We start from the raw sequence: 23446 nt of genomic DNA on the forward strand, positions 1-23446 counted from the left end.
TCCTTCTTTCTATAGTTAGTATATTATACAGAGGTTTCTTCTGTTTGAGGTGCCGGCAGCATTTTTCTTTCTTCTTGCGGCTCAGCTTCTTCTTGAACCTCTTCTTTTTGAACAAGAATTCTATTTTCACCGCTCCACGCTTTACTTAGTGAAGCAATGAGCATAATTACGCCTAAAATACCAAGCATGAAAAATAAGTTGTGATACGCATGTAAAATTGACGCTTTTTTAGCGCCTGCTACAATAGCCGTCACGGCCGATGTTTTTGCGTCTGCTTGACTCATTCCCATACCCATATAGCGTTTGATCATTTCAGATAACTGCAGCTTCACCTGAGGATCTACTGAGCTAATTTGACCTCGAAAATCTTCATAATAAATCGCATTTTGTCGAACAACAAACCACCCAATCACAGGTGCTACAATCGCTCCTAATAAATTTCGAATGGAGTGCAGTGAAATGGACCGCATCGAAGCTTGATGTAAATCTCCGGCTAGTGCCGCTCCTAGCGCGCCGGATACCAGTGCCATACTAACACCCATACCAAAGAGCATAATGTGAACATATAAACTTACTAGTGATGTATCAGCTGATACGTTCACCCAGCTAAATCCTACAATGACAATAAGAAGTGATCCAATTGCTCCAAGGTAACCTGGACCAAATTTGTCATATAAGAATGTCGTTGCAAATGCTGAAATCAGTACCCCAACAAAAAAGTATAAATAAAAATAAGAAAGCGTGGTGTACGATGCATTTTGCACATTTTGCATGACGCCATTAATACCTGCAATGGCTAGAATATACGCCATATGACCGCCAATTGCCATAATTGTACCTGCAACTGGTTTTACGGCTAGCAGCGATTTTAATGGTACTAGCGGATTTTCAGCCGCTAAATCAACTAAGACAAAAATGACAACTAATCCTGCTGCAGCCAGTAAGAACGGCCACACTTGAATAGAAGCAAATCCTTCGTATCTTAGTTCATACAGTGGATACACTAATAAAATCATAATAAGACTAAGAATAAAAATACTTTTCTTATCCACTGGTCGATCTTCTTGCTGAGTTGGGTCGTGAGCAGGTAATACCTTATATCCAATAAACAGACATACAAGAGAAGCAAGTATTCCTAAAACAAAAACCCAGCGCCAATTATCCATGCTAAGAGATACAGCACCTAAAAAGGCTCCAATCGCCGTTGAACCGAACAGTCCGCCGATTGCTAACACTAAAAAGAAGTTTCGGATTTTATTCGGAAACGAGATCAGCGCAGCTGGAATAATGGTTAAAAACAGCATTCCTGAACTTAAGCCTTGAATCAGACGACCAAGGGATAAAAACGCAACGTTTTCGGAAAAAACGTTGATAATTGAACCCGCTAAAAAGACTAAAACGAACGTTAAGTATGCTTTACGCACGCCATATTTTTTCGTCAGCATCGGACCAATAGGTACCCCAAGTCCAAATGCCAAGTTAGAAATAATAGATGGCAATAGTAAGCTTTGTGTACTCGCATCAAATCGATTTTGAATCAATACTTGATTGACCGTGTAAGATAAATTCAAAAAATACTGAGGGCCAATTGAAAATAGCGTTAAAATCGCCATAATCAAGTATTTAGGTACGCTTAAACCTTGTTTGTCGGAGGCTACTGCTGGATTATTCTGACTCATATTTATTCCTCCTTTTATTAAATTCTTTTCATATGACTAACAATTCCTTACATATTTTATTGTACAAGTTGTATCATGCAAGTTATAGCAGCACTACATATTATACATCTTTTAAAGAAGAAATCAACTTCTTTGTTTCAACTTAAAAAGACTATTTTTCAATAGCCTTTTTGTTCATCTATATGTATTCGCTTTAACATCCATTACTGCGCCATTTTTTAAAATCGAGATTCAAGCGGGATAAACTTTTTTCCAGTGCTAAAACCTCTTCTTCCGACCAATCTTCTAATACTTCAGCATAGGCCTGTTTACGCTTGTTTTGTACATGCTGCAAAATCTCTTTTCCTGAATCCGTCATTTCAATTAAACTAATTCGCCCGTTTTCCGGACTTGGAAAGCGGCGGACAAACTGTTTAGTCTCAAGCGCAGATACTTGCCGGCTAGCTGTAGATAAGCTCAGCTTTAAATTTTCAGCTAATGCATTAATCCCGAGCGGACTGCGCTGATCTAGCTCGCTTAACAGTAAATACTCAGAACGGTCCAGGCTTCCAAGCTTAGGACTGTGCGTCGTTGTTAGACGAACAAGCAGCGCAATTTCGTGCTCAATGGTTTGCAGCGAGTCTCGCTTCACCTCTGTCTCCCCCTTTATCTTATAAAACATTCTGTACTTTTTAATATGTTTACTATACCGCAACCGTTCGCGTGAACCAACCTTTTTTCCGTTTTTCTTCTATTATATAGAAAGATATCATAGATGGGGTACATTTAATTCTAGCATCACAGGGCAGTGATCGCTTCCCATTACATGCGGATGAATAGCAGCTTCTTGAATAACGGATTTGATTCTCTCGGATACGATAAAATAATCAATGCGCCACCCGATATTTCGTTCTCTCACTTTGTTCATATACGACCACCACGTATAGGCTTCTTCTTGATTCGGATACAAATAACGAAATGTATCAAGAAATCCGCTAGCAAGAAGCGTCGTCATTTTCCCTCGCTCTTCTATGGTAAAACCAGAATTGCCTCGGTTTGGCTTTGGATTACGCAAGTCAATTTCTTCGTGTGCTACATTTAGGTCTCCGCATAAAATCACTGCTTTACGGGTATTTAATTTTTTTAAGTACACGAGCAGATCATCTTCCCATTGAAGCCTTTCTTCAAGCCTTGCTAAGTCTCTTTTAGAATTTGGCGTATACACGTTTACTACATAGCATTGTTCAAACTCAAGCGTGATAATACGTCCTTCGTCTTCCGATTCTTTATCCACACCGTATGAAACGGATAAAGGCTTTTGCTTTGTAAAAACAGCCGTTCCGGAATACCCTTTTTTCACGGCATAATTCCAGTACTGATAATACCCTTCTAGCTGCAAATCAATTTGGCCTTCCTGCAGCTTCGTCTCTTGAATACAAAATACATCCGCATTCACTTCTTGAAAATAATCTAAAAATCCTTTTCGCACACACGCGCGAATGCCATTTACGTTCCACGAAATCAACTTCATAAACTTTTCACGTTCTCCTCACTCGATTTATGTATCAGTGTTTAGTGTAGACAATTTTTTGCATGAGTTCAAATAATTTAAAGCGTATACTTTTCTTTTCAAGGTATTCCTGATATTTCTTCTTATTTTATTTTCTGTACCTCAAACACTAGATACAAGAGGTGAAACATAATGTCAACAAACCACACGTATGAAAATAACGAAGAAGTTTCTGCTGTTTCTAAAAAAGAAGAGCATCCTACTAAAGAGTGCGAAACACAGAATCAAACGGCGCTTACTAAAGAAGATTTTTCTTTAAATGATTCTGCTATTAAGCACTTTAGCAGGTAATTCATAAAAATAAAAACGCGTTAACTGGTAGCAAGACTCGCTGTCTCAAGCTCTTGCTATCCATTTCTTAAACATAAGGTGGTCGTATGCTAAAAACCATTCAAATGATAGAAGCCATTAAAAAACATTCTATGCCTTTTGCTGATGTCGATGACTTACTGCCGCTTATTAACACAGCAAGCCGCGCTCAATACGTACTTCTCGGAGAAGCCTCTCACGGTACATCTGAATTTTACGAAATTCGAGCAGCTATTACGAAAGAATTAATTCAGCACTATGATTTTTCCTTTATAGCAGTGGAAGGAGACTGGCCTTCATGTTTTGAAGTTAATCGCTACATTAAAGGATATACAACTCAATACGCGAATGCCGAAGATGTCTTAAAATCTTTTAGCCGCTGGCCTTCATGGATGTGGGCCAATCAAGAAATAAAAGAATTGATTGAATGGCTTCGTGATTATAACAACAACTTGCCAGCACATCAGCCAAAAGTAGGTTTTTACGGCTTAGATGTATACAGCCTGTGGGAATCGATGGAAGCCATTATTGAGTACTTAGAAAACAACCACGCTTCTGATGCTAAGAAAGCGAAAAAAGCCTTTGAATGCTTTGAACCTTTTCATCGCGAAGCACAGATGTACGGAATTTCTTCTGCCCTTTACGGAAAAAACTGCATGGTAGAAATCTTAGAGCTTTTACAAACCATTCAGCAAAAGAAAGATACCTATACTCATGAGCCTGAGGCTGCGCTTAGTATGCAGGTAAATGCGCTGGTAGCAAGCAATGCTGAAGCTTATTATCATACGATGATTACCAACGACAATGAATCGTGGAATATTCGCGATCGTCATATGGTAGAAGCTTTAAAATATATTCAAGCTTACTACAAAGATAGCGCTAAAGGAATTGTATGGGAGCATAACACTCACATCGGAGATGCAAGAGCAACGGACATGAAAAGCAGCGGCATGGTGAATGTAGGTCAGCTTACCCGTGAAGAATACGGACAGAAGCATGTTTACGCCGTCGGATTCGGAACTCATCACGGCACGGTCATTGCTTCTGATAGCTGGGGTAATCCTCATCAGGAATTAACCGTTCCTCCAGCTATAGAAGGAAGCTGGGAAGATGCCATTCACCGAGCAGGTGCTTTTGATCAATACCTCATGTTCACAGAGGAAAACCGAACATTTTTTCATTCAACGATAGGCCATCGCGCCATTGGTGTTGTATACGAACCAGAGATTGAACAATACGGAAATTATGTTCCTTCTCGCTTGTCAAAACGATATGATGCTTTTATGTATGTAGAAAAAACACACGCCTTATCGCCACTCATCTTTTAATGAAATAAGCGGACTTCCAACGAAGTCCGCTTATTTTTATTGCAAAAAGCTACGAATCGTATCGGTCACCAGTGCATGATCTTCTTCTTGTGACATGCCTGATACGGTGATGCTTCCAATTACGCCGACGTTTTTAACCAAAATTGGAAATGACCCGCCTACCGCTTCGAATGCCTGAGGGTTCGCTGCATAAAACTGCGCGTAAGAACGATCTTTTAACTCGCAGTACAGCTTCATATAATACGAGCTGTGATGGTGACGAAGAACGGTATTTGATTTTCGTTTAATCCATTCTTCATGATCGGGAATCGCCCCTTCCATCGCATGATGAAAAAGTGTTTGACCATTTCGTTTAATACTTACAGTTACTGCCTTACCCTTGCTTTTTGCTTCATTAATAATGGCCGTGCCGATCTGTAACGCCTGGTCATTTGTAAATTGATGAAAGATCAGTTCTTTTTCCTGTTGAACTACTTTTTCAAGCAGCGTCTCTACCGAATGATTACACACTGTTTCTCGCTCCTTAGTTAAAATAAACCGCTCGTTTTTCCTTGCTGCTTTCAAATGCCGCTTCGATAACTTTAACCACGTCACGAGCTTCTTCTGCTGAAACCGGAAGTTTTTCTCCTCGAAGCAGGCTGTCGGCAATTTTTTGATAATACGTCACATAAGAACCGTGCAGCGTTGAAATTTCTTTCGTTTCGCCTTCGCCAGTGGTCAGCTTACCGTAGTGTTCAGGGCTGTCGGCTCCCCACGTATCATCCACAGGCTTCTTGCCAGCTCTCAGCATATCTTCTTGGCCGTCAATCCCGTATTTAATATAGCTTGCTTTTATTCCGTGAACTTGAAAGCGCGGCCCGTTGCTTGGCACAATAGCGCTTGAATGCAAAATAACGCGAAGAGAACCGTATCCAAGCACTACGTGGAAGTAATCATCCGTACGTGCATGATCTCGCTGACCAAACACATCAGCTTGAACAAAGTCAGGCATTCCAAAAAGATGTAAAGCTTGGTCAATTAAATGAGATCCTAAATCGTAAAGCGCTCCTGACCCAGGTCCTTCATTTTCTCTCCAGCGGTCTCGAACAGCTGGACGATAGCGGTCAAAATGCGCTTCATACATTTTAACGTCGCCTAATTTCCCTTCTTCAATCAGCTGTTTCACCGTCAAATAATCATTATCCCACCTGCGGTTATGATAGACGCTTAGTTGAACATCCTGTTCTTTTGCTAATTGAATTAATTCATTTGCTTCTTTTTCTGATACGACCATCGGCTTTTCAACAATTACATGCTTGCCTGCGCGTAGTGCGTCTTTCACCATTTCATAGTGCATGCCGCTAGGCGTTGTAATAATAACTAAATCAATGCTGTCATCTTCTAAAAGTTCAGAGAGAGTGCTCACTACTTCAACATCCTCTAAGTCACTCTTTACTTTTTCAGGATTTGAACTCATTACCTTTGAAATATGAAATTCGTCTAACACGCTTAAAAGCGGCGTGTGAAAGACCGTTGCTGAAAATCCGTATCCTACTAATCCTACTTTTATTTTCTTCATTGTGTTTCCTCTCCTTTATCAAAATCTGTTACGATAAGCCGCACTTGATTTTGCTCTATTTTTTCTTTTACATCCGCTTCTGGCGCTTTATTTGTAATTAGGATATCAATGTCGCTCATATCACATACTCGATGTAAAAATTCACGTTCAAACTTTGTATGATCCGCAAGCATAATAACTTGTCTTGCGCATTGAATCATCTGTCTTTTTAAAAACGCTTCTTCTTCACTTGGAGATGTAATACCATCTGCACCAACGCCGCACGTACCTAAAAACAGCTGATCTACTTTGTATTCCTGCAACGTAGAAATCGTTCTTGGCCCAGTGACGTTACGGTTTTTCCCGTTAAACTTGCCCGGCAGCAAAAACGTATCACACGCTGTATATTGATCGAGCAAATCCACATTATCAATGGAATTCGTAATAACGGTTACATGCTTTACATCCATATACTTCGCCATCAGTACGATGGTAGAAGACGTATCTAAAAGCACGTCATACCCCTCCGATATTAACAAAGCTGCTTCTTTAGCAATTTGTTCTTTGGCTTTGGTAGGCGTCCGTTCACTGTAATCAATGATATGACTTGACGATAGCGTCGCTCCGCCTTTAACTCTCATAACCTCGCCGTTTTCTTCAAGCTTGACTAAATCACGCCTCGCCGTATCTTTTGAAACGGTGAACATATCGCAAATTTCGTCTAATGTAATCGTGCGGTGTGTGTGAAGGTATTCAATAATCGCACTCATGCGCTGTTCTTGATACACCCGAATACCCTCCTTTTTTACTTTGATATGAGCTAATTGTAGCGCAAAGAAAAGTTAAAAACCAGCAAAAAACTTAAAATAATTAAGTTTTTTTGCATTTTTAACTTAAATTATAAAAGTACATAAACGTCTTCTGGAAATAACTATCTTATTTTGGATAATACTTCTTTTATACCTGATACCCTTTCACGCTTTTCACTAATCTCTTACGGTTCAGACTTCTAGCAAACGTATAGGCAAAAAAAGCGGGAATCGTAAAGATTCCCGCTTTTTCGTTACATCTTATGTTCAAGCGCCTTGAAGTTTTCTTGAAATTGCGCTAAGCGAACAAGTCCTTCTTCACGAAGGCGTTTGTTTTCCTCTTCGATTGCTTTTGTTTCCTGCATTCCTTTCATAATAATATTCCACGTTTGTTCCATCGTTTCTACTTTTACGCTAGGAGCACCGGACATTTTGGCAATTTTAACGCTTTGCTGTGAAATGTTTTCTGCATTGCGAATGAGCAGCTCATTTGTGCGTTTGTCTAATTCGTTCATAGACTCCGCTACTAAATTTTGACGTTTTGCTGCGATTGCGTTAATGAGTCCATTTTTAAAAATAGGAATCGTTGTAATAAACGCAGAATTGATTTTGCCGATCAGCTTTGTATTTCCTCGCTGCAGCATACGGATTTGAGGAGCGGATTGATAAGATACTTGTTTTGCCATTTCTAAATCATATAATCGCTGCTCCATCAGCTCAACCGCATTTTTTAAGGTTTGAAGCTCCATTGCCGCCAGCTGATTTCCACTCGACGCTCTTTCTTCAAGCACCTTTACCTCTTGTTTTAACTCTTCTACTTTCACTTCGCCCGCTACAATGTATTTTTCAAGCTCCATATAATACTGATAGTTTTGCTCGTAAAGCTGTTCAAGCGTCGTGGTTGAATGCTTCATTTCGGTTTCATATTTTGTAATCTCTACATATACTTTATCAATTTCAGAGCCCATTGTTTCATATTTTTGAAACAGCTTATCCACTATTTTTTGACCGCGTTTAAAAAGCTTAGAGAAAAACCCTTTATCTTCAACAAAATCCTTTGCATCAAATTTGTCCATAATCTTTCCAAGCTGCTTTAATAATTGACTTGACTCTTCCATGCTAGACGATTTAATTGTACTAAGCACTTTTCCGGAAAACGAGGAAATTTCATTGGCTGTTTCTTTCCCATACTCAAGTAAAGCCAGCTGATTTTTATAATCAATTTGTTCTGCTAAGCGACGTACTTCCGGCTCTTCTCGCAGTTTTGCTTTTACTTCATTAGGCTTTGTTTCTAAAACTTCTTCGGCTTCGTTTACATCTAAAGACTGTAATTCGTTTGTTGCCATTTAAAAACCCTTCTTTCTTTAAAAGATTCGTTTTAACCATTTTTGAATGAGCGACGGCTCTTTGAATTCTTCATTAAAGCTAATTTCTTCTAGCCAATGTATATCGAAATATTTTTCTTCGACAAACGCTTCTATATCTATTTGACCGGTCGGATTAAAAAGAACAATGTCAACGCCAAATTCATTTAACAGAAGCAGTAAAGCTGCATCTTCACGCGTAAACGCTTCATGTTCATTTCCGTGATAAATAATGAGCCGAGGGACGTGCTGCGTATAATCAAATTTTTGAAGCATGCGAAGCACGTTGTTCGGAAGCTTCAAAGACTGATTAAACAAGTACATTTGATGCTGATACGCATCTTCATGATCCAACCGAAGGAGCTTTGAATGTGCACAGTATCTGGAAATAGCAGCAGCTAGCCCTTGCTGAAGCCCGATAGGCAGTTCTTTATAGCGCCACCAGTTGCTTTCAATCATTTTATCAGGACTGAGCGTCCCATCACTTCCGAGAGCGCCTTGGTAGTGAAAGTGATTATTTCCTTCTATTTTTTTGGCAAAAGGAACAGAATCAACAGTCAGAGCTAACTCATTTTCTGTTTGCATGAGCTCATGTACTTTACTCCAGTACTCTTTTCGGTTTTTGGAAATGCCAAGCACTTTTGAAAACAGAACCGGCACGTGTACATATGGCTTTGACACTTCAAAATTAGGACGAATAAACGCCCGTTCTCTCATTAATAAAAAAATCTCATCATACGTCGTTTTAAGAGTAACTGAAGTTGGAAAATACGAACGAAATTGCCACGGTTTATACAGCATAGACTCCTCTGAATGAAGCACTTGCTCAATTTCTTGAGAAGCTCGAAATGCTACCGTACCTTTTCGAACCGGCTTATCCGTTGGAAAAGGTAAAAGCGAGCTAGTAGAAGGAAACGTATAAACCGTTGTTAAATGTTGATTCTTATCTACTTCTTTTAAATGATCCTTTCCCTCTGGGTGAAAGGTAAGGACGTCAAAACCTAGTAAAATCAAATAATAGAGAAAATACTGCTCGCTTTTATTCGCATCTCCATACCACATGATGCGAGGCGCGTGTTCAGGAAATGCTTGATCGACCATCCAAGACTTCACATGATTCCACTGCCACTTTATTAAATCGATTAATAAGCGTTGAAAATGCCCGTCCATAAAGCCCTCTGCGTGCTGTTCTTTAAAGCACGTTAACGTTTCAATAAATTTTTCACGTATTCTTCTATGTATAGCGGGATTTTCTGACTTCACGATCAGCTTTTTTCCTTCTAAAAAAGCAAACAGTCGATTGACAGAAAGGCCGCGTTCTTCTTGATTAATTTTAAGAATCGTTTGTACTTCTTTTAATCTATCATTTGAAATGGACTTATCAAGCTTATCGTGCAGGACAAGGATCGATGATGATGAGTGCGCAAGTTCATAAAGAAAAGCTGCGTACTCGTCCGCATCAAGATGGGTGCCTACATATCTTCCCGCCACTTGTTTATAGGAAATTTGCTGCTCATTTTGTATAAAGTCACCTCGCAGAGAAACATCTTGAGAAAAAAGAGAAGTTCCATTTTGCTCGTTAAGATTAATGATATGAGGATCAATTAGTTTACTCACGCCTTACAGCTCCTTTCTTTTCAGACATATACATGCTAAAAAGAAAGGGTACTCGTTAAAGCACCCTTTCTTTTTCATTTATCCCATGCCTTTTTTATACGGATAATCCGTAGTTGCGGCAAAGGTCGGCCAAGCCACCGGAAAATCCGCTGCCAATGGCATTAAACTTCCAGTCGTTTCCGTGCTTGTATAGCTCGCATACAACGACAGCTGTTTCGATTGAAAAATCTTCACCTAAATCATAGCGCAGTACTTCTTCATTTGTTTCAGCATCAATCAGACGAACAAACGCGTTGGATACTTGTCCAAAGTTTTGTCCGCGAGCATCTGCGTCGTGAATCGTGACGCTAATTCCGATTTTTTCAACGTGGTCAGGAAGAAGAGAAAAATCAACGGCTATTTGCTCATCGTCTCCATCTCCTGCACCCGTACGGTTGTCACCGGTATGCTCCACAGCGCCATTTGGACTTTTTAAATTGTTGTAAAAAACAAACTCCTCGTCATTTACAACCTGACTTGATTTATTGGCTAAAAATGCACATGCATCTAAATCGAAATCCTGAGATCCGGCATATTTGTTTGTATCCCATCCAAGGCCTACTATTACTTTTGTTAATCCTGGGTTGGTTTTCGTTAGGTCAATGCGCTGACCTTTTGATAAAGAAATTGACATAAAAATATCCTCCGTACGTTTTCTTACTTTAATGACTAGGCGTTTAAACCAAAGTCGTTGACAAGTGCCGCTAAGCCGCCTTGATAGCCGCTGCCAATAGCATTAAACTTCCATTCTCCGCCGTGTCGGTACAGCTCTCCTACTACAACGGCTGTTTCGATCGAGAAGTCTTCACCTAAATCATAACGAATTAACTCTTCGTCATTTGTTGCATTTAAAATACGAACGTAGGCGTTGCTTACTTGGCCAAAGTTTTGACCGCGTGCTTCCCCTTCATGGATCGTAATGGTAAACGCGATACGTTCAATAGATTGAGGCACATTTTTCAAATCTACTTGAACCTGCTCATCGTCTCCTTCGCCTACGCCTGTACGGTTATCTCCGGTATGCTCAACCGCTCCGTTTGCACCCGTCGTATTGTTGTAAAAAATAAAATCAGATTCTGAAGCGCATTTTCCTGCTCCGTTTAATAAAAAGACAGATGAATCTAAATCAAAATCGTTTCCACCGTCATACTTATTTACATCCCACCCAAGACCTACTACTACGTTTGTTAATCCTGGATTTGTTTTTGTTAAATCTACTTTTTGTCCTTTTGAAAGATTAATAGCCATTTTATTCCCTCTTTTCTAGTTGTTTATTTTGTATATTTGTTTGCAATTTCTCCTAATCCAGTATCTCTCGTTGCATCTCCAGTTGCTGAAAACTTCCATTCATTCCCGTCTCGGTAAATTTCACCTGCAAATAAAGCTGTTGCTCCTGAATGATCTTCAGATAGATTAAAGTGTACAAGCTCTTCGTTTTTAGCGCTGTCCACAACGCGGATAAAAGCATTTTTAATCATACCGAAATCTTGGTTTCGCTCAACACACTGATAGATGTTGACCACAAACACAAGTTTATGTACGTTTCCGGGAACATTTTTTAAATTAACAAAAATTTGTTCATCGTCCCCTTCACCTGCTCCGGTAAGGTTATCGCCTGAATGCTTAACGCTCCCGCAGTTACTGTGACGATTTCCAAAATACACAACGGCTGAGTTACTTACAAGCTTATCGTTTGAATTTAGCATAAGAACAGATGCATCACAGTCGATGCTTGGTCCGTTTCCTCCGAAACCAAAAAAGCTGCGTTTTTTTACAGGATCCCATCCTAATCCAACTGTAATAGAAGATAGGCCTTCTCTTCCTTTTGTTAAATCAATTTTTTGACCTTTTTGTAGATTAATAGCCACTTTTATTTACTCCTTTACTGTAACGAACATATTCTATTTCAGGTTCTATATAGCTCTATATCATAACTCAGATAAATGAAAAAATAGTGAAATTTTTATACCACTTTTAACGTTTACGTAAATCTTCTTTCCAAGGAAAGAATACCACAATCTGGTGATTGTTTCAAAAATTAAGAGGTCTGTTATAGGGTAAATTAATTGATTTAAAGTTTGAAAGTGAAGATAATCTACTAAAAAAGACTGTCTCTAAACCGGAAATCCGAGTTATGAGACAGTCTTTTTTGGCTTATTGAGCTATTTTTAAAGTAGGTTCTTGCTGTTCAGCTGTTTTAGCAGCTGCCACGTTTTGAATACGGCCTTCAGCTTTGTATTCAAACGGGCTCTTAAGTGTTTTAATATAGTTTACCGTTGCTTGTAAATCTTCTGGTCCCACTTCCATATCTGACGAAAGTGCACCAATACCATATTTTTCATTTCCGTACATGTAGTTATTCACTACTACCGTGTATTCTTTTTCTTTGTCGATTTTACTTCCATCTGGTAGCGTAATATCGACTACTTTATTTGTGCTTCCATCCCACGTATAGTTAAAGCCTGCAATATGGAAATCTAGTCCGGATGATGTAATTTGATTGTTTAACACCGTTTCTAAATCTGCTCCGCTTAGCTTTACTTTATTTAAGACGTTGCCAAACGGCTGAATCGCAAACAAATCACCGTATGTTACGTCACCTGAATCAAGCTGTGAACGAACGCCTCCGCCATTCATTAAAGCAAAGTCAGCGTTCATTTCTGCTTTCATGCCGTCAGCAATTAAGTTTCCAAGTGCGATATCCCCTGTTGCTCCGCTAGACGGATAGCCTTTTGCTAAATCAGTAGATGACTTTCCAACCACTTCTGCTTTAATAGGTGCCGCTAAGTCTTCATATTTTTGCATAATCTTTGAAACTTCAGGATCTGGCGTATAGTCTTTTTGATATACGGTTACAATTTTTGCATCTTTTTTTACGATGTCACCCGTATTATCGATTTCAACGTCTACGTCAGAAAACGCTGAGCCGTATGAATAAGCTTGAACAATTAGTTTGTTATCTACTACTTTGTTGTTGTATACGTGATTGTGAGCTGAAAAGATCACGTCAACTTCATCATCAACTTTTTTAGCGATATCTGCTGCATCAAACTCGGTAGACGTTCCATTTTGATTAGATGGATTATGAGCAAGTACTACAATGGCTTTAATACCTTGCTTTTTCAACTCTGCCGTGTATTTATCAATCGCTTCTGCTTCGTCCGTAATTTTTAAGTTTTCATTTCCTTTACGAACAATCATGCTTGGCGTTTCTTGTGTGACAACGCCGATAAAGCCGATTTTCTTGCCGCCTACTTCTTTTATTGCATAAGGCTCCGTAATTAATTCATTAGTTGAAGTATCATAAGCATTTGCCGCTACAACCGGGAAATTCATGCCGTCGTATCCTTTTGTGCCTTTTGGATGGTCTCCACCTTCAATCATACGGTGAAGCTCAGCAATGCCTTCATCAAACTCATGATTTCCAAGCGTACCCACATCAAATCCAAGTGATTCCATCACTTCAACCGTTGGCTCATCTTGAAACAGCGCTGAAACTAACGGGCTTCCGCCAATCATATCTCCAGCATGAACTAAAAGCGTATTCGGATTTTCAGCTTCTTGTTTACGAATAGCTGCTGCTGTATATTTCATATTTCCAGCTAAAAGCGCTTGGCCATTTGAATTGATTTTTGTATCTGTATCGAGCTGACCGTGCAGGTCGTTCATGCCTAACAGCTGAACCTTTGTATTATCTTTTGATTCGCCGTTTAAATTAATTTTGTAAATGCCGAATCCTTTGTCATCCGTTTTATTTGTATACGTAATGTTGCTTCCTTCAGTTAAATAGCTTTCTCCGCGCGGTGAGCTTGTGAACGTCACGTTAGCCGTTCCGTTAATTGGTGCAATGGACCAGTTATCGTCAGCTGTTGGTGTAATTTCTTTTTGCTCGGTGATGTAGTCCATTAGAATTTGACGGTTTTCATCCGCTGAATCCACCACGAGCTCGCTTCCTTTTAGACCAGGGAAGTTTCCGCCTCCGCCAGCTCGGTAGTTATTTGTCACAACGATAAACTCTTGGTTCGGATCAACCGGCTTGCCGTTATACGTTAAGTTAACAACGCGGCTTGAATCTCCGTGAATCACGTTTCCATTCACATCGTATTTTGCTGGTTTTGTGACGTCGATTTGGTATTGAACGCCGTCAATTACGTCGAAGTTATAAACAGGGAAGCTTGGGTTTAATAATTCCTGCTCTTCTGTTTTGTTCGGTGTAATTTGATTAAATTTACCGGCAGACATATCAATCCAGTCTTTTACAACAGAACCTTTTACTTTAACCGCTTTTAACGTGTTGTCATATAGATACAGGTCGCCAGCGCTTCGGATCGTTAAGTCACCTTTTTTAATTTCCGTATATTCATCAACGCCGTTTCTTCCTGCTTTAAAAGGCGCTCCCACTGATAAAATCGGAAGGTCTTTATATTCCGGCTTGTTTTGAGAAACGTATTTTTCTACGTAATCTTTTTGTGCATTTGTTACCACTTGAATAGATGGATCATCTTTTACAAGAGAAAAATAGCTGTGAATATCATCCGTCGTTTTACCAATTGGTGTGTTCACATATTTAACCGTTGCATCGTGATCTTTTTGAACTGCTTTAACAACACCTTTATCCGGTTCTACCGTACTTTGCGTAACCGTTTTCCCTGACGCATCTTTTACGTCTTTATACGTTTCACGCGTAGACGATTGAGAGCTTACTACTTTCCATTTTCCTTTTTCTTCTTTTAACGTTAAGTCAATTAAGCCAAGTGATCCTCCGCCGTAACCTGCTTGAACAGCGGGAACGCCGTTGATCGTTCCTTTTGCATTATCAACGCCAGGAAGAGGCTTTTTATCTGCTCCAAGAAACAAACCGTCTAGCGCAGCTTCCGTTTTAGCAGGGAAGACTTTATGCGTGTGTGAAAACGTAATAGCGTTAATGCCTTTTACTTCACTTAATGAGTAAATGACATCTTCCGTGTTTTGCTTGTTGCTGCTAAATCCAGAGTGAGCCATTGCAACAACTACGTCTGCACCTTTTTTCTTCATTTCCGGAATATATTTGTTGGCTGTTTCTACAATACCTTTTGTAATGACTTTTCCATCAAGGTTTGCTTTATCCCAATCGTTAATTTGAGGAGGCACAAAGCCAATGAAACCAACTTTAATCGTTCGTTTCTTTCCATTTTCATCGACGACTTTTTTATTCATAATTTTATAAGGCGTAAATTTATTTTTATCATTTTTCGGGTTGTTGTCATGATCATCAACGTAGACATTGGCATTTATGTAAGGGAAATTTGCATCGTTGTACGCTTCTGTTAAGAAGTCTAATCCATAGTTGAACTCATGATTTCCAAGCGTTGCAATATCGTAATCCAGCTGATTCATTGCTTTAAATACAGGATGAACTTCACCTTTTTTCAGCGGGTTAATCTTGGCTTTATACGTGCCTAGAGGCGTTCCTTGAATGAGGTCTCCGTTATCTACTAATAAGCTGTTTTTTACTTCTTTTCGAGCATTTTTGATTAAGGTAGCGGTTTTAGCTAAACCTACTTTTTCATAAGGGGCGTCTTTGAAATAATCATAGTTTAATAGATTCGTATGAACGTCGGTTGTTTCCATCAGGCGTATGTTCACAAGCGCATCTTTTTTATTGTGGCCTTGATGCTTGCTTTGCTGTGAGCTTTGTCCAGGATGACGTTCTTCCGCTCCTGCCTGTGTAGTTAAAAGAGGCATAGATAATAGAGAAAGTGCCAGTGATGTGGATAGGATTTTCTTCGTTTTACTGCGAGTATTCTTTTTCATCTACCATTCACCTTTCAAGTAAGTTATCATCGCTATAAATCTAGCAACTGTTCAAAAATAGTATAGCAGAAAAGATTTATAAAGGATGTAAATTTTTTGATTTTTTAGTAAACCATTTGTATGCGTTTTATTAACTTTTTGTAAACGGAAAAAATTTTTTTAGTTTCTCTCTTCAAAACCAAGGACTATAGTTTTTATTAATTGGATGAACCCTCCTTTTAAAATGAGTCTTATTACCTAATACATCAACGTTCCCACGCCCCCTTTTCATTCAAAAAAAATTTATTTCAAGCGGTGTGTATATATGTACTATACATAGGATATGAAAAGCAGACATTAAGTTTGTCACAGCTTCTAACAAAATTTCGTAGATATAAAAAAGAAAGAGAAGGTTTTTGTCTTCTAATAAATAGATATATTTATATAATTTTACATTTATAACACGGAAACGAGGTTGAGTTATAAGACATACCTACTATATCAATCCAACCTAAAGCATCTATACACATGAAACCTACGTTCACCCTACAAATAAAAAAATCCGAACGAAGTTGATTCTCCATCAAGAATCTTGATTCATCGTTCGGATTTTCTTCAACTACATACTTTTGTCCCAGGCTCGCTTTTTTACTGACCTAATTCTTTAATTTGTTTCATAATACTTGATACATCTTGAATTGATTGAAACAATTCACTGTTTTTTAGCGCTTCTGGATTGAAGCTGCCATCCTTTATATTGGCTTCATACGCTTCAATTCCACTAATGATTTTTTCATTTTGTTGAACAAGCTGATCGTGCACATCAGAAGCGATGTCAGGAGCTTTTGTTTGATTAAATTCTTCAGCTTTTCCTTTCATTTCCTGCAGCTTTTGCTCTAGCTTCTTTATTGCCTCGTCATCATTAACAGCTTTTTCCGCTAGAGGCGGTATTTCTTCAGCAAACTTTTGTGCTTCACTCACGTAATCTTTCGCATCGTTTGCGTAGTTCAGCGTACTGCTTGTATCTTCAAGAAAAGAACAGCCGCCGACCATAAAAAGAACAGCAGTTGATATGACTAGCATCCACTTTTTCACTTAGCACTCAACCTTTCTTATTTTCTTTTCTGCTATCTTCTTTTCGATTTTCGTTTCTTTAACTCTTTCATAATAATGGGTACAGCTTTTTTTATTCCTTTTTTTACAGCGGGGCTTTTTAACAGTCTCGATAGTTTTGACATTTTTAAGCTCCTCTCTCATTTTGAAATAACAAAAAACACCTTTACCACATGTGGTAAAGGTGTTTGTATCCAGACCTTTACCAATGGCAACATTGGCAAAGGTCTCGCTAACAATTTGCATTGTCAATAAAGCCGGAGATAATAATCTCGAAATGACGACTTTACTGCAAGAGCTACTCCCCTTTGAGCAAAACAGCATTTTTTGTTAACACAATCATAACGCACGTTCCTGATTATCGTCAACTTATACGGAATTAGTACACGTCTTTTTTGGTAAATACCAGAAACGACACGAGCAGCCCGGCAAGTCCCCAAATGGTTAAAACACCCAAGGAAAACCCTAATGTCATTCCTTCAGTCGGAGGAGCTGTTCCTTGCAGGTAAGAAGTTAAATTTAAATTGACCATAAACAAGTACTTAGCTGAATTCCACGAAGAAACCATGCTGCTTAAAATTGTACCTGCAATCAAACAAGCAAGCATCACACCCATACCCGCAGCTGTACTTTTAATTAAAACAGACAGCATAAAAGCAAGCGTTCCAACCACCAGAGATACAAACCAAGCAAGACCAAACTCCATTAAAATATATCTCCACTGCGAAATTAAATGAACGTCCGCTGTATTTAAGTCATTTCCCTGCACGCTAAATCCCGTAAGAATCGGGGCTGTCCAGCCTTTAAATCCAAATACAACGCCAGAAATGAGGTACGACAAAACGCCAAACATTAAAATTAAAAACGAGACGGACATGACGAGCGTGATGTATTTACTAAGCAGGATTTTCCACCGTTTCACAGGCCTCGTCAACAATACCTTGATGGATCCCAAGCTGTACTCTGAAGACACTAAATCCGCTGCAATAATCATAATCATTAGCGGCAGCAAAAGCTGAATGGCGTTTTCAATGAATCCTCGCACAAACGTTGGTGCCCCTGGTTCCGAAGGATTGATATCATTATCTAAATAATACTGTTGCTGCGCCACGCGAATTTCAAGCTGCTTGCGCCAATCATCTGAAATTTGGCTTCCGCTCAGCCGGTTTTGCGTATCGATAATTTCTTGCTGCAGCGTACTGCGCCAATCGGTCGTTCCTAGCTTTTCTTGAAGGCGCTGTGTTTCGCGAAGCTGAGCATAGGTGAACATGGAAATCAAAACGCCCATAATAAGAGTAACGATTAACAGGCGCTTTTTTCGAACGAGCTTGATCATTTCATTTTGAACCAAACTAATCAATCGATTCGCCTCCTGTCATTTCGATAAATAAATCTTCAAGAGTTGGAAGCTTTCGATTCATTTCTTTTACCGTTACTCCTGCTGCAATGAGCTGTTTATTCCACTCTCCCACTTCAGCTTCTTCATAAAACGTCGTGACATACTCCCCTTGCACTTGTACAAAGTCCGTCACTTGTTTTAAAACGTCTATTCCTGCAGGCTGCGGATCTAGCTTCCACAGTAAACGCTCTTGCTGAGTTAACAGGGTCTTCACCGATTCTGTGTGAATAACTTCTCCTTTTGCGATAATCGCTACTCGGTCACACATTAGCTGAATCTCGCTCAGTAAATGACTGGATACTAGGACGCTTAGACCTTCACTTTCAGCTAAAAAGCGAATAAATTTACGCATATCCCGAATCCCAGAAGGGTCTAGTCCGTTCGTTGGCTCGTCTAAAATAAGCACTTTTGGTTTTCCGAGAAGCGCTTGCGCAATTCCTAAACGCTGCCTCATACCTAACGAATACGTGCGAACTAAATCGTGGATACGCTCTTGCAAGCCAACTAATTCCACCACTTCATGAATGCGTTCTTCTGTCATAGAAGGAATCATCCGTGAAAAGTGCTGCAGATTTTCCCAGCCGCTTAAGTATGGATACAGCTCAGGATTTTCAACAATACAGCCGATATGCTCCATCGCTTTTGTAAACTGCTTCGATACGCTGTATCCACAAATATAAATGGAACCAGCGGTCGGGCGAATCAAGCCGACAAGCATTCGAATCGTTGTCGTTTTACCGGCTCCATTGGGTCCTAAAAAGCCGAACACTTCGCCTCTTTTTAGTTCAAAATCAATATTTTTGATAATTTCTCGTTTTCCTATTACTTTTTTCAGTCCTTTTACTGAAAGCGTTACTTCACTCATATCATTCCCTCCCTTACCACGTAATAAGCGATGCTACACGTTCTGCGATCAGCTTGTAGCCTTTTGCATTAGGATGAAACTTATCGGTATATAAGTAGTCATCTACCTTTAGCTGAAACAAATCAAAGGTCGGAACAAAAACAGTTTGCTTATAATTAGCACTTAATTCACTGCTTTTGTAATTCCATTCTCGTACAATAGCCGTTGTCGTTTTTGCATCTTGTAGGTTACTAAACGGATTGTATAAACCAATTAAAAAAATCGTCGCGTCTTTATTGGCCGACCGGATGCTTTTTAAGATGCTGTCTACGTTTTTTAAATAGTCATTTTCTAGCTTTTGAATATTGTTTTTATTTAAGTTCTGCAGCGTTTGTCCGCCTTGAAATAAGTCATTTCCTCCAATGGTGATCAGCACGGTATCTGCCGACTTAACCTGCCGCTGAATTTCCTGCTGCTTTACTTGACTTGCCAGCTGCGAAGACGTTTGACCTTTTATTCCAAAGTTACTTAAGAGAATTTTCTTCTTCGTTTTTTCTTTAAGATTATCTTTTAAATACCCAACGTATCCTTTTCCCGCTGCATCTCCTGTTCCTCTTGTCAGTGAATCTCCTAAAGCAACAATCGTATAATTCTTTGTACTTTTGTTACTGCTGCTTGTTTCTTGCTTTGGCTTTGGCATTTCTTTTACAGTAGCTTTTGAGGCGCTAACATAATCATAAATAGACATTCCAAGTCCCGCTGCAAACAGCAGACACGAAATAATCGAAATCAAGGATACAATCCATACCCACTTTCCTTTCGCTTTCACTGGCTGCACTCCTTTTCGTCTTTTTAGTTATCTTTTTTTAGAGCTTCAACTGTTTTTAGTAAAGCAGACCAGTCTAAATGACCCCAGCCATTTTCGATTCCTTGTTCATAATGACCTTTCACAAGCTCTCCTAACGGAAGCGGAGCGGACACTTTTTTGGCTGCATCAATAGCCAGGTTTACATCCTTTAGTCCAAGCTCCAGCTTGAACCCGGCCGGATCAAAGTCTCTTTTAGCAATTAAATTGCCGTAATTTTTATACACAGGAGATGCAAATAAGCTATTAACCACTTCAAGAAACTCTTCCGCTTGCATGCCATACTGTTCTACCATGACTACTGCTTCAGAAACAGCTTCTAACATCGATACTAATAAAAAATTATTGCCAAGCTTAGCTACATTTGATAAGTAAGGCTCGTCTCCTACAGTGAAAATAGTTTGACCAATCGCTTCAAACAGCGGCCAAACGTGCTCTCTTGCTTCTTTATTACCTGCAACTATTACTTTGAGAGCCCCGGCAGCTGCTGCGTCGGGGCGACCTAAAACAGTCGCTGCAACAAAATGCTGTCCTGATGCAGCATGTGCGCTTGTTAATTTTTCCGACAAATCTACGCTAATAGTACTCACAGAGACGTGAATACCACCTTCTTGAAGGCCTGCAAGTACACCGGCTTCTGAAAGCGTTACTTCTTCTAAAGCCTCATCATTTGAAAGAATTGTGAAGACAAGATTCGCTTCTTGTGCTGCTTGAGCAGGTGTCTCCACAACCTTTACTCCTTTTTTCACAAGACTTTCCGCCTTCGAAGCAGTACGGTTATAAATAACAAGTTCATGACCCGCCTTTATCATATTTTCCGCCATCGGTAATCCCATATTTCCTAAACCAATTAAACCCACCTTCATCTTTACCACTCCATTTCAGCACTCAGTATGTACGTTTCTTATACTTGTCGTCTATCTTTAGAAAAAGCGTATTTTCATTATTATATAACTACAGTAAAAGCGAATACAAAGAATAGCCTTTCTATAATGTTCAAAATGTGACATTTTTTAGACATGATTTATAAAAAACTTGTCTAAAAAATACGAATGGTTTTTAAATAAAGCGCTTGCAAACATAGGAAATTTCTGCTAAGATGTAAGAGAATTATTTTTGTTCGGTGGGGATGTATGAGTATTGTCACTTTTCGTCTTTAGATTTGAGCAAGAATAGTACCACAATGTGCGAGTCCGCACGAGGAGGCAACAATTATGGAACAAGGTAAAGTAAAATGGTTTAACGCAGAAAAAGGTTTTGGATTCATCGAGCGCGAAGGTGGAGACGATGTATTCGTACACTTCTCAGCAATCCAAAGCGAAGGCTTCAAATCTTTAGACGAAGGTCAAGCTGTAACATTTGACGTAGAACAAGGTCAACGCGGACCTCAAGCTGCTAACGTTCAAAAAGCATAAGAAACACAACATATCAGAAACAGATCCTTTAAAGGATCTGTTTTTTTGTGTACAAACATAAAAAAGCCCTGTTTTTCAACAGGGCCAGTCGGTACAAATACAGAAGTAAAGTTAATGGTACTCTTAGTATAGCACAAGATCATAACAATCTATACGAAATAATAAAATAAAACTTTCATCCGGTACGTTTACCTATGTTTATAGCTATTCCAGACTCTCTAGGGCGCTTGCAAATCGTTTGATTCCTTCTCGAATGACCTCTTCTTCCCCTCTGCCAAACGTAAAGCGAATAGCTCCGCTTTGAGAACTCAGCACGCTTCCTGGTACAAAAGCCACTCCTCTTTTAAGCGATTCTTCCAATAGTCGATAGTCATCGACCGGCTGATTTACTTTGCACCATAAGTGAATCCCGCCTTGAGGTGAATCGAAAGATACTTTTGATCCGAGCAATTCGTTCAGACTCGACGACAGGGCATACTCTTGCTTTTTGAGCTCTTGTCTAAGCTTTTCAATATGTGAAGAAAACGTAGGAGAATCTAAGAATTGATAAGCAATCCACTGGGGAAAGATGCTGTGGCCAAAGTCAATTTGCTGCTTAGCGTCTGCCAGGCGCTGAATCACTTGCTCTGGCCCTACTATCCAGCCAATTCGAAGGCCCGATGCCACAATTTTAGAAAGCGAGCTGATATAAAGGACATTTCCGTTCTCGTCCATCGATTTCAGCGTTTGATGTACATTTCCGTCAAATGCCGTGAGTGAATAAGGATCATCTTCAATAAGCGGAATGCCGTATTCTGAAGAAAGCTCTAAAAACCGCTTTCGGCGCGCTTCTGATAACACAATACCAGTCGGGTTTTGATAATACGGATTTAAAAAAACCATACGAATGCGATGCTTTTTATGTAATTCTACTAAGTCCTCCGGGTTGGCTCCATTTTTATCTACAGGCAACAAAAACGTTCGTAAACCTGCTGATTGAAAAAGCGGCAGTGAATAGCTATAGGACGGATCTTCAATCGCTACTGCATCTCCTGGTTTTAACAAACACTGAACAATCAAATGAAGTGCTTGCTGTGCACCTGATGTGATTAAAATAGAATTAGCATCGGTGGAGATTTTCCGGTACTCATGAACATGAGCAGCAATAGCGTCACGCAGACGTTCATTGCCGTGAGGATGATCATAGCCTAAATGCTCATTAAACGGCATGCCCGCTAATATTCGCTGAAAATCTTCACTTGGAAATAAGCTAGGAGCTAATTCTCCGCTGGCTAAGTTTACAAAATCTGTTCGCAAAGCTTCGCTTCTTATTCGCTGTACGAGCGGTAAATTAGGCAAAAATGAACCGTCTTCTACATATCTCCCCCAGTTTGGAATACGTTTACGGGAAATTCCCCAGATGCTTGAACTAACTCGCGTGCCGCTTCCTTTTTTACGTTCTACGATTCCAAGTGCCTGCAGTTCTTCATAAGCAGCTACTACCGTGCTTCTGTTCACGTTTAGCTCAGCAGCAAGCGTTCGTTCTGATGGCAGCATAGAATCCGGCGGAAACGCTCCCGATGAAATACAGCTTTCAATATATTCTGCAATTTGTTTATAAATCGCTTTTTTGCTAGCGCGATCTGGTCTCCAGTTCATGCGGCGTCAGTCCTTACATTTAAACTTTCTTATTAGTAGTTTATCCTTTATCTCTCTTATCTTAAAGCAGTTTTATAAAAAAAGACCATCCAATTCGGTGTTTTTTTGCTCATCCACTTTACAAAATAAATATAATATCACCTCTTTTCATTTGCCAGCATTTAAGTTT

General features: G+C 39.5%; 21 protein-coding genes. 3 read left to right on the plus strand and 18 right to left on the minus strand.

Annotation, left to right across the window (positions count from 1 at the left end):
* Positions 1–23 precede the first annotated feature (23 nt).
* The 3 genes from ACFX4E_RS21445 to ACFX4E_RS21455 all read right to left on the minus strand — a co-directional run bounded on the left by ACFX4E_RS21445 (position 24) and on the right by ACFX4E_RS21455 (position 3189).
* A complete protein-coding gene (locus ACFX4E_RS21445; RefSeq protein ID WP_377238229.1) occupies positions 24–1679 on the minus strand; it encodes an MFS transporter in 1656 nt (551 codons plus the stop codon).
* Between the two features lie 193 nt (positions 1680–1872).
* Positions 1873–2310, minus strand: a complete 438-nt coding sequence (locus ACFX4E_RS21450) for a MarR family winged helix-turn-helix transcriptional regulator (RefSeq protein ID WP_060746664.1) — start codon at positions 2308–2310, stop codon at positions 1873–1875.
* Between the two features lie 117 nt (positions 2311–2427).
* A complete protein-coding gene (locus tag ACFX4E_RS21455; protein WP_060746663.1) occupies positions 2428–3189 on the minus strand; it encodes an exodeoxyribonuclease III in 762 nt (253 codons plus the stop codon).
* A 171-nt stretch (positions 3190–3360) separates the two neighbouring features.
* On the opposite strand from ACFX4E_RS21455, the gene ACFX4E_RS21460 reads away from it, so the two are divergent.
* Positions 3361–3519, plus strand: coding sequence for a hypothetical protein (locus ACFX4E_RS21460; protein WP_165802510.1), 159 nt, complete (start codon positions 3361–3363; stop codon positions 3517–3519).
* Between the two features lie 86 nt (positions 3520–3605).
* Positions 3606–4865 carry an erythromycin esterase family protein gene (locus ACFX4E_RS21465; RefSeq protein WP_098967732.1) on the plus strand — a complete coding sequence of 420 codons (1260 nt, stop codon included), beginning with the start codon at positions 3606–3608 and terminating at the stop codon, positions 4863–4865.
* Positions 4866–4901: 36 nt separating this feature from the next.
* On the opposite strand, the gene ACFX4E_RS21470 is transcribed toward ACFX4E_RS21465, so the two are convergent.
* From ACFX4E_RS21470 to ACFX4E_RS21535, 14 genes are all read right to left on the minus strand, one after another.
* Positions 4902–5375, minus strand: a complete 474-nt coding sequence (locus ACFX4E_RS21470) for a heme-degrading domain-containing protein (RefSeq protein WP_377238228.1) — start codon at positions 5373–5375, stop codon at positions 4902–4904.
* A gap of 13 nt (positions 5376–5388) precedes the next feature.
* Positions 5389–6423, minus strand: a complete 1035-nt coding sequence (locus ACFX4E_RS21475; protein WP_377238227.1) for an oxidoreductase — start codon at positions 6421–6423, stop codon at positions 5389–5391.
* Positions 6420–7190: a DeoR/GlpR family DNA-binding transcription regulator gene (locus ACFX4E_RS21480; RefSeq protein WP_098578672.1), complete on the minus strand. Its 771-nt coding sequence runs from the start codon at positions 7188–7190 to the stop codon at positions 6420–6422. The genes ACFX4E_RS21475 and ACFX4E_RS21480 overlap by 4 nt, the downstream gene beginning before the upstream one ends.
* 275 nt (positions 7191–7465) lie before the next feature.
* On the minus strand, positions 7466–8557 hold the full coding sequence (locus tag ACFX4E_RS21485; protein ID WP_162214385.1) for a toxic anion resistance protein: 1092 nt from the start codon (positions 8555–8557) through the stop codon (positions 7466–7468).
* Positions 8558–8575: 18 nt separating this feature from the next.
* The gene (locus ACFX4E_RS21490; protein ID WP_098432967.1) at positions 8576–10192 is read right to left on the minus strand and encodes a YceG family protein; all 1617 of its coding nucleotides are present in this window, start codon (positions 10190–10192) and stop codon (positions 8576–8578) included.
* 94 nt (positions 10193–10286) lie between these two features.
* Positions 10287–10865 (minus strand): TerD family protein, encoded by a 579-nt coding sequence (locus tag ACFX4E_RS21495; RefSeq protein ID WP_013057395.1) that lies wholly within the window; start codon positions 10863–10865, stop codon positions 10287–10289.
* A 35-nt stretch (positions 10866–10900) separates the two neighbouring features.
* The gene (locus tag ACFX4E_RS21500; RefSeq protein WP_025751616.1) at positions 10901–11479 is read right to left on the minus strand and encodes a TerD family protein; all 579 of its coding nucleotides are present in this window, start codon (positions 11477–11479) and stop codon (positions 10901–10903) included.
* 23 nt (positions 11480–11502) lie between these two features.
* On the minus strand, positions 11503–12099 hold the full coding sequence (locus ACFX4E_RS21505; protein ID WP_043983012.1) for a TerD family protein: 597 nt from the start codon (positions 12097–12099) through the stop codon (positions 11503–11505).
* 286 nt (positions 12100–12385) lie between these two features.
* Positions 12386–16024 (minus strand): multifunctional 2',3'-cyclic-nucleotide 2'-phosphodiesterase/3'-nucleotidase/5'-nucleotidase, encoded by a 3639-nt coding sequence (locus ACFX4E_RS21510; protein ID WP_377238226.1) that lies wholly within the window; start codon positions 16022–16024, stop codon positions 12386–12388.
* Between the two features lie 627 nt (positions 16025–16651).
* Complete coding sequence (locus tag ACFX4E_RS21515) at positions 16652–17098, minus strand: DUF6376 family protein (RefSeq protein WP_028408237.1); 447 nt, start codon at positions 17096–17098, stop codon at positions 16652–16654.
* A 397-nt stretch (positions 17099–17495) separates the two neighbouring features.
* Entirely contained in the window at positions 17496–18476 is a 981-nt protein-coding gene (locus ACFX4E_RS21520; protein ID WP_014459751.1) for an ABC transporter permease, read from the minus strand.
* On the minus strand, positions 18469–19380 hold the full coding sequence (locus tag ACFX4E_RS21525) for an ABC transporter ATP-binding protein (protein ID WP_098333044.1): 912 nt from the start codon (positions 19378–19380) through the stop codon (positions 18469–18471). Before ACFX4E_RS21525 ends, ACFX4E_RS21520 begins: the two co-directional genes overlap by 8 nt.
* Positions 19381–19393: 13 nt before the next feature.
* Positions 19394–20188 carry an SGNH/GDSL hydrolase family protein gene (locus ACFX4E_RS21530; RefSeq protein ID WP_377238225.1) on the minus strand — a complete coding sequence of 265 codons (795 nt, stop codon included), beginning with the start codon at positions 20186–20188 and terminating at the stop codon, positions 19394–19396.
* Between the two features lie 23 nt (positions 20189–20211).
* A complete protein-coding gene (locus ACFX4E_RS21535; protein WP_377238224.1) occupies positions 20212–21090 on the minus strand; it encodes an NAD(P)-dependent oxidoreductase in 879 nt (292 codons plus the stop codon).
* A gap of 348 nt (positions 21091–21438) precedes the next feature.
* Between ACFX4E_RS21535 and ACFX4E_RS21540 the strand changes: the two genes are divergently transcribed.
* Positions 21439–21639, plus strand: coding sequence for a cold-shock protein (locus ACFX4E_RS21540; protein WP_013057405.1), 201 nt, complete (start codon positions 21439–21441; stop codon positions 21637–21639).
* Between the two features lie 204 nt (positions 21640–21843).
* On the opposite strand, the gene pdxR is transcribed toward ACFX4E_RS21540, so the two are convergent.
* The gene (gene pdxR / locus ACFX4E_RS21545; RefSeq protein WP_034651371.1) at positions 21844–23277 is read right to left on the minus strand and encodes a MocR-like pyridoxine biosynthesis transcription factor PdxR; all 1434 of its coding nucleotides are present in this window, start codon (positions 23275–23277) and stop codon (positions 21844–21846) included.
* Positions 23278–23446: the final 169 nt, after the last annotated feature.

The organism is Priestia sp. YIM B13491 (genome assembly GCF_042787605.1).
GTDB classification, from domain to species: Bacteria; Bacillota; Bacilli; order Bacillales; family Bacillaceae_H; genus Priestia; species Priestia megaterium_E.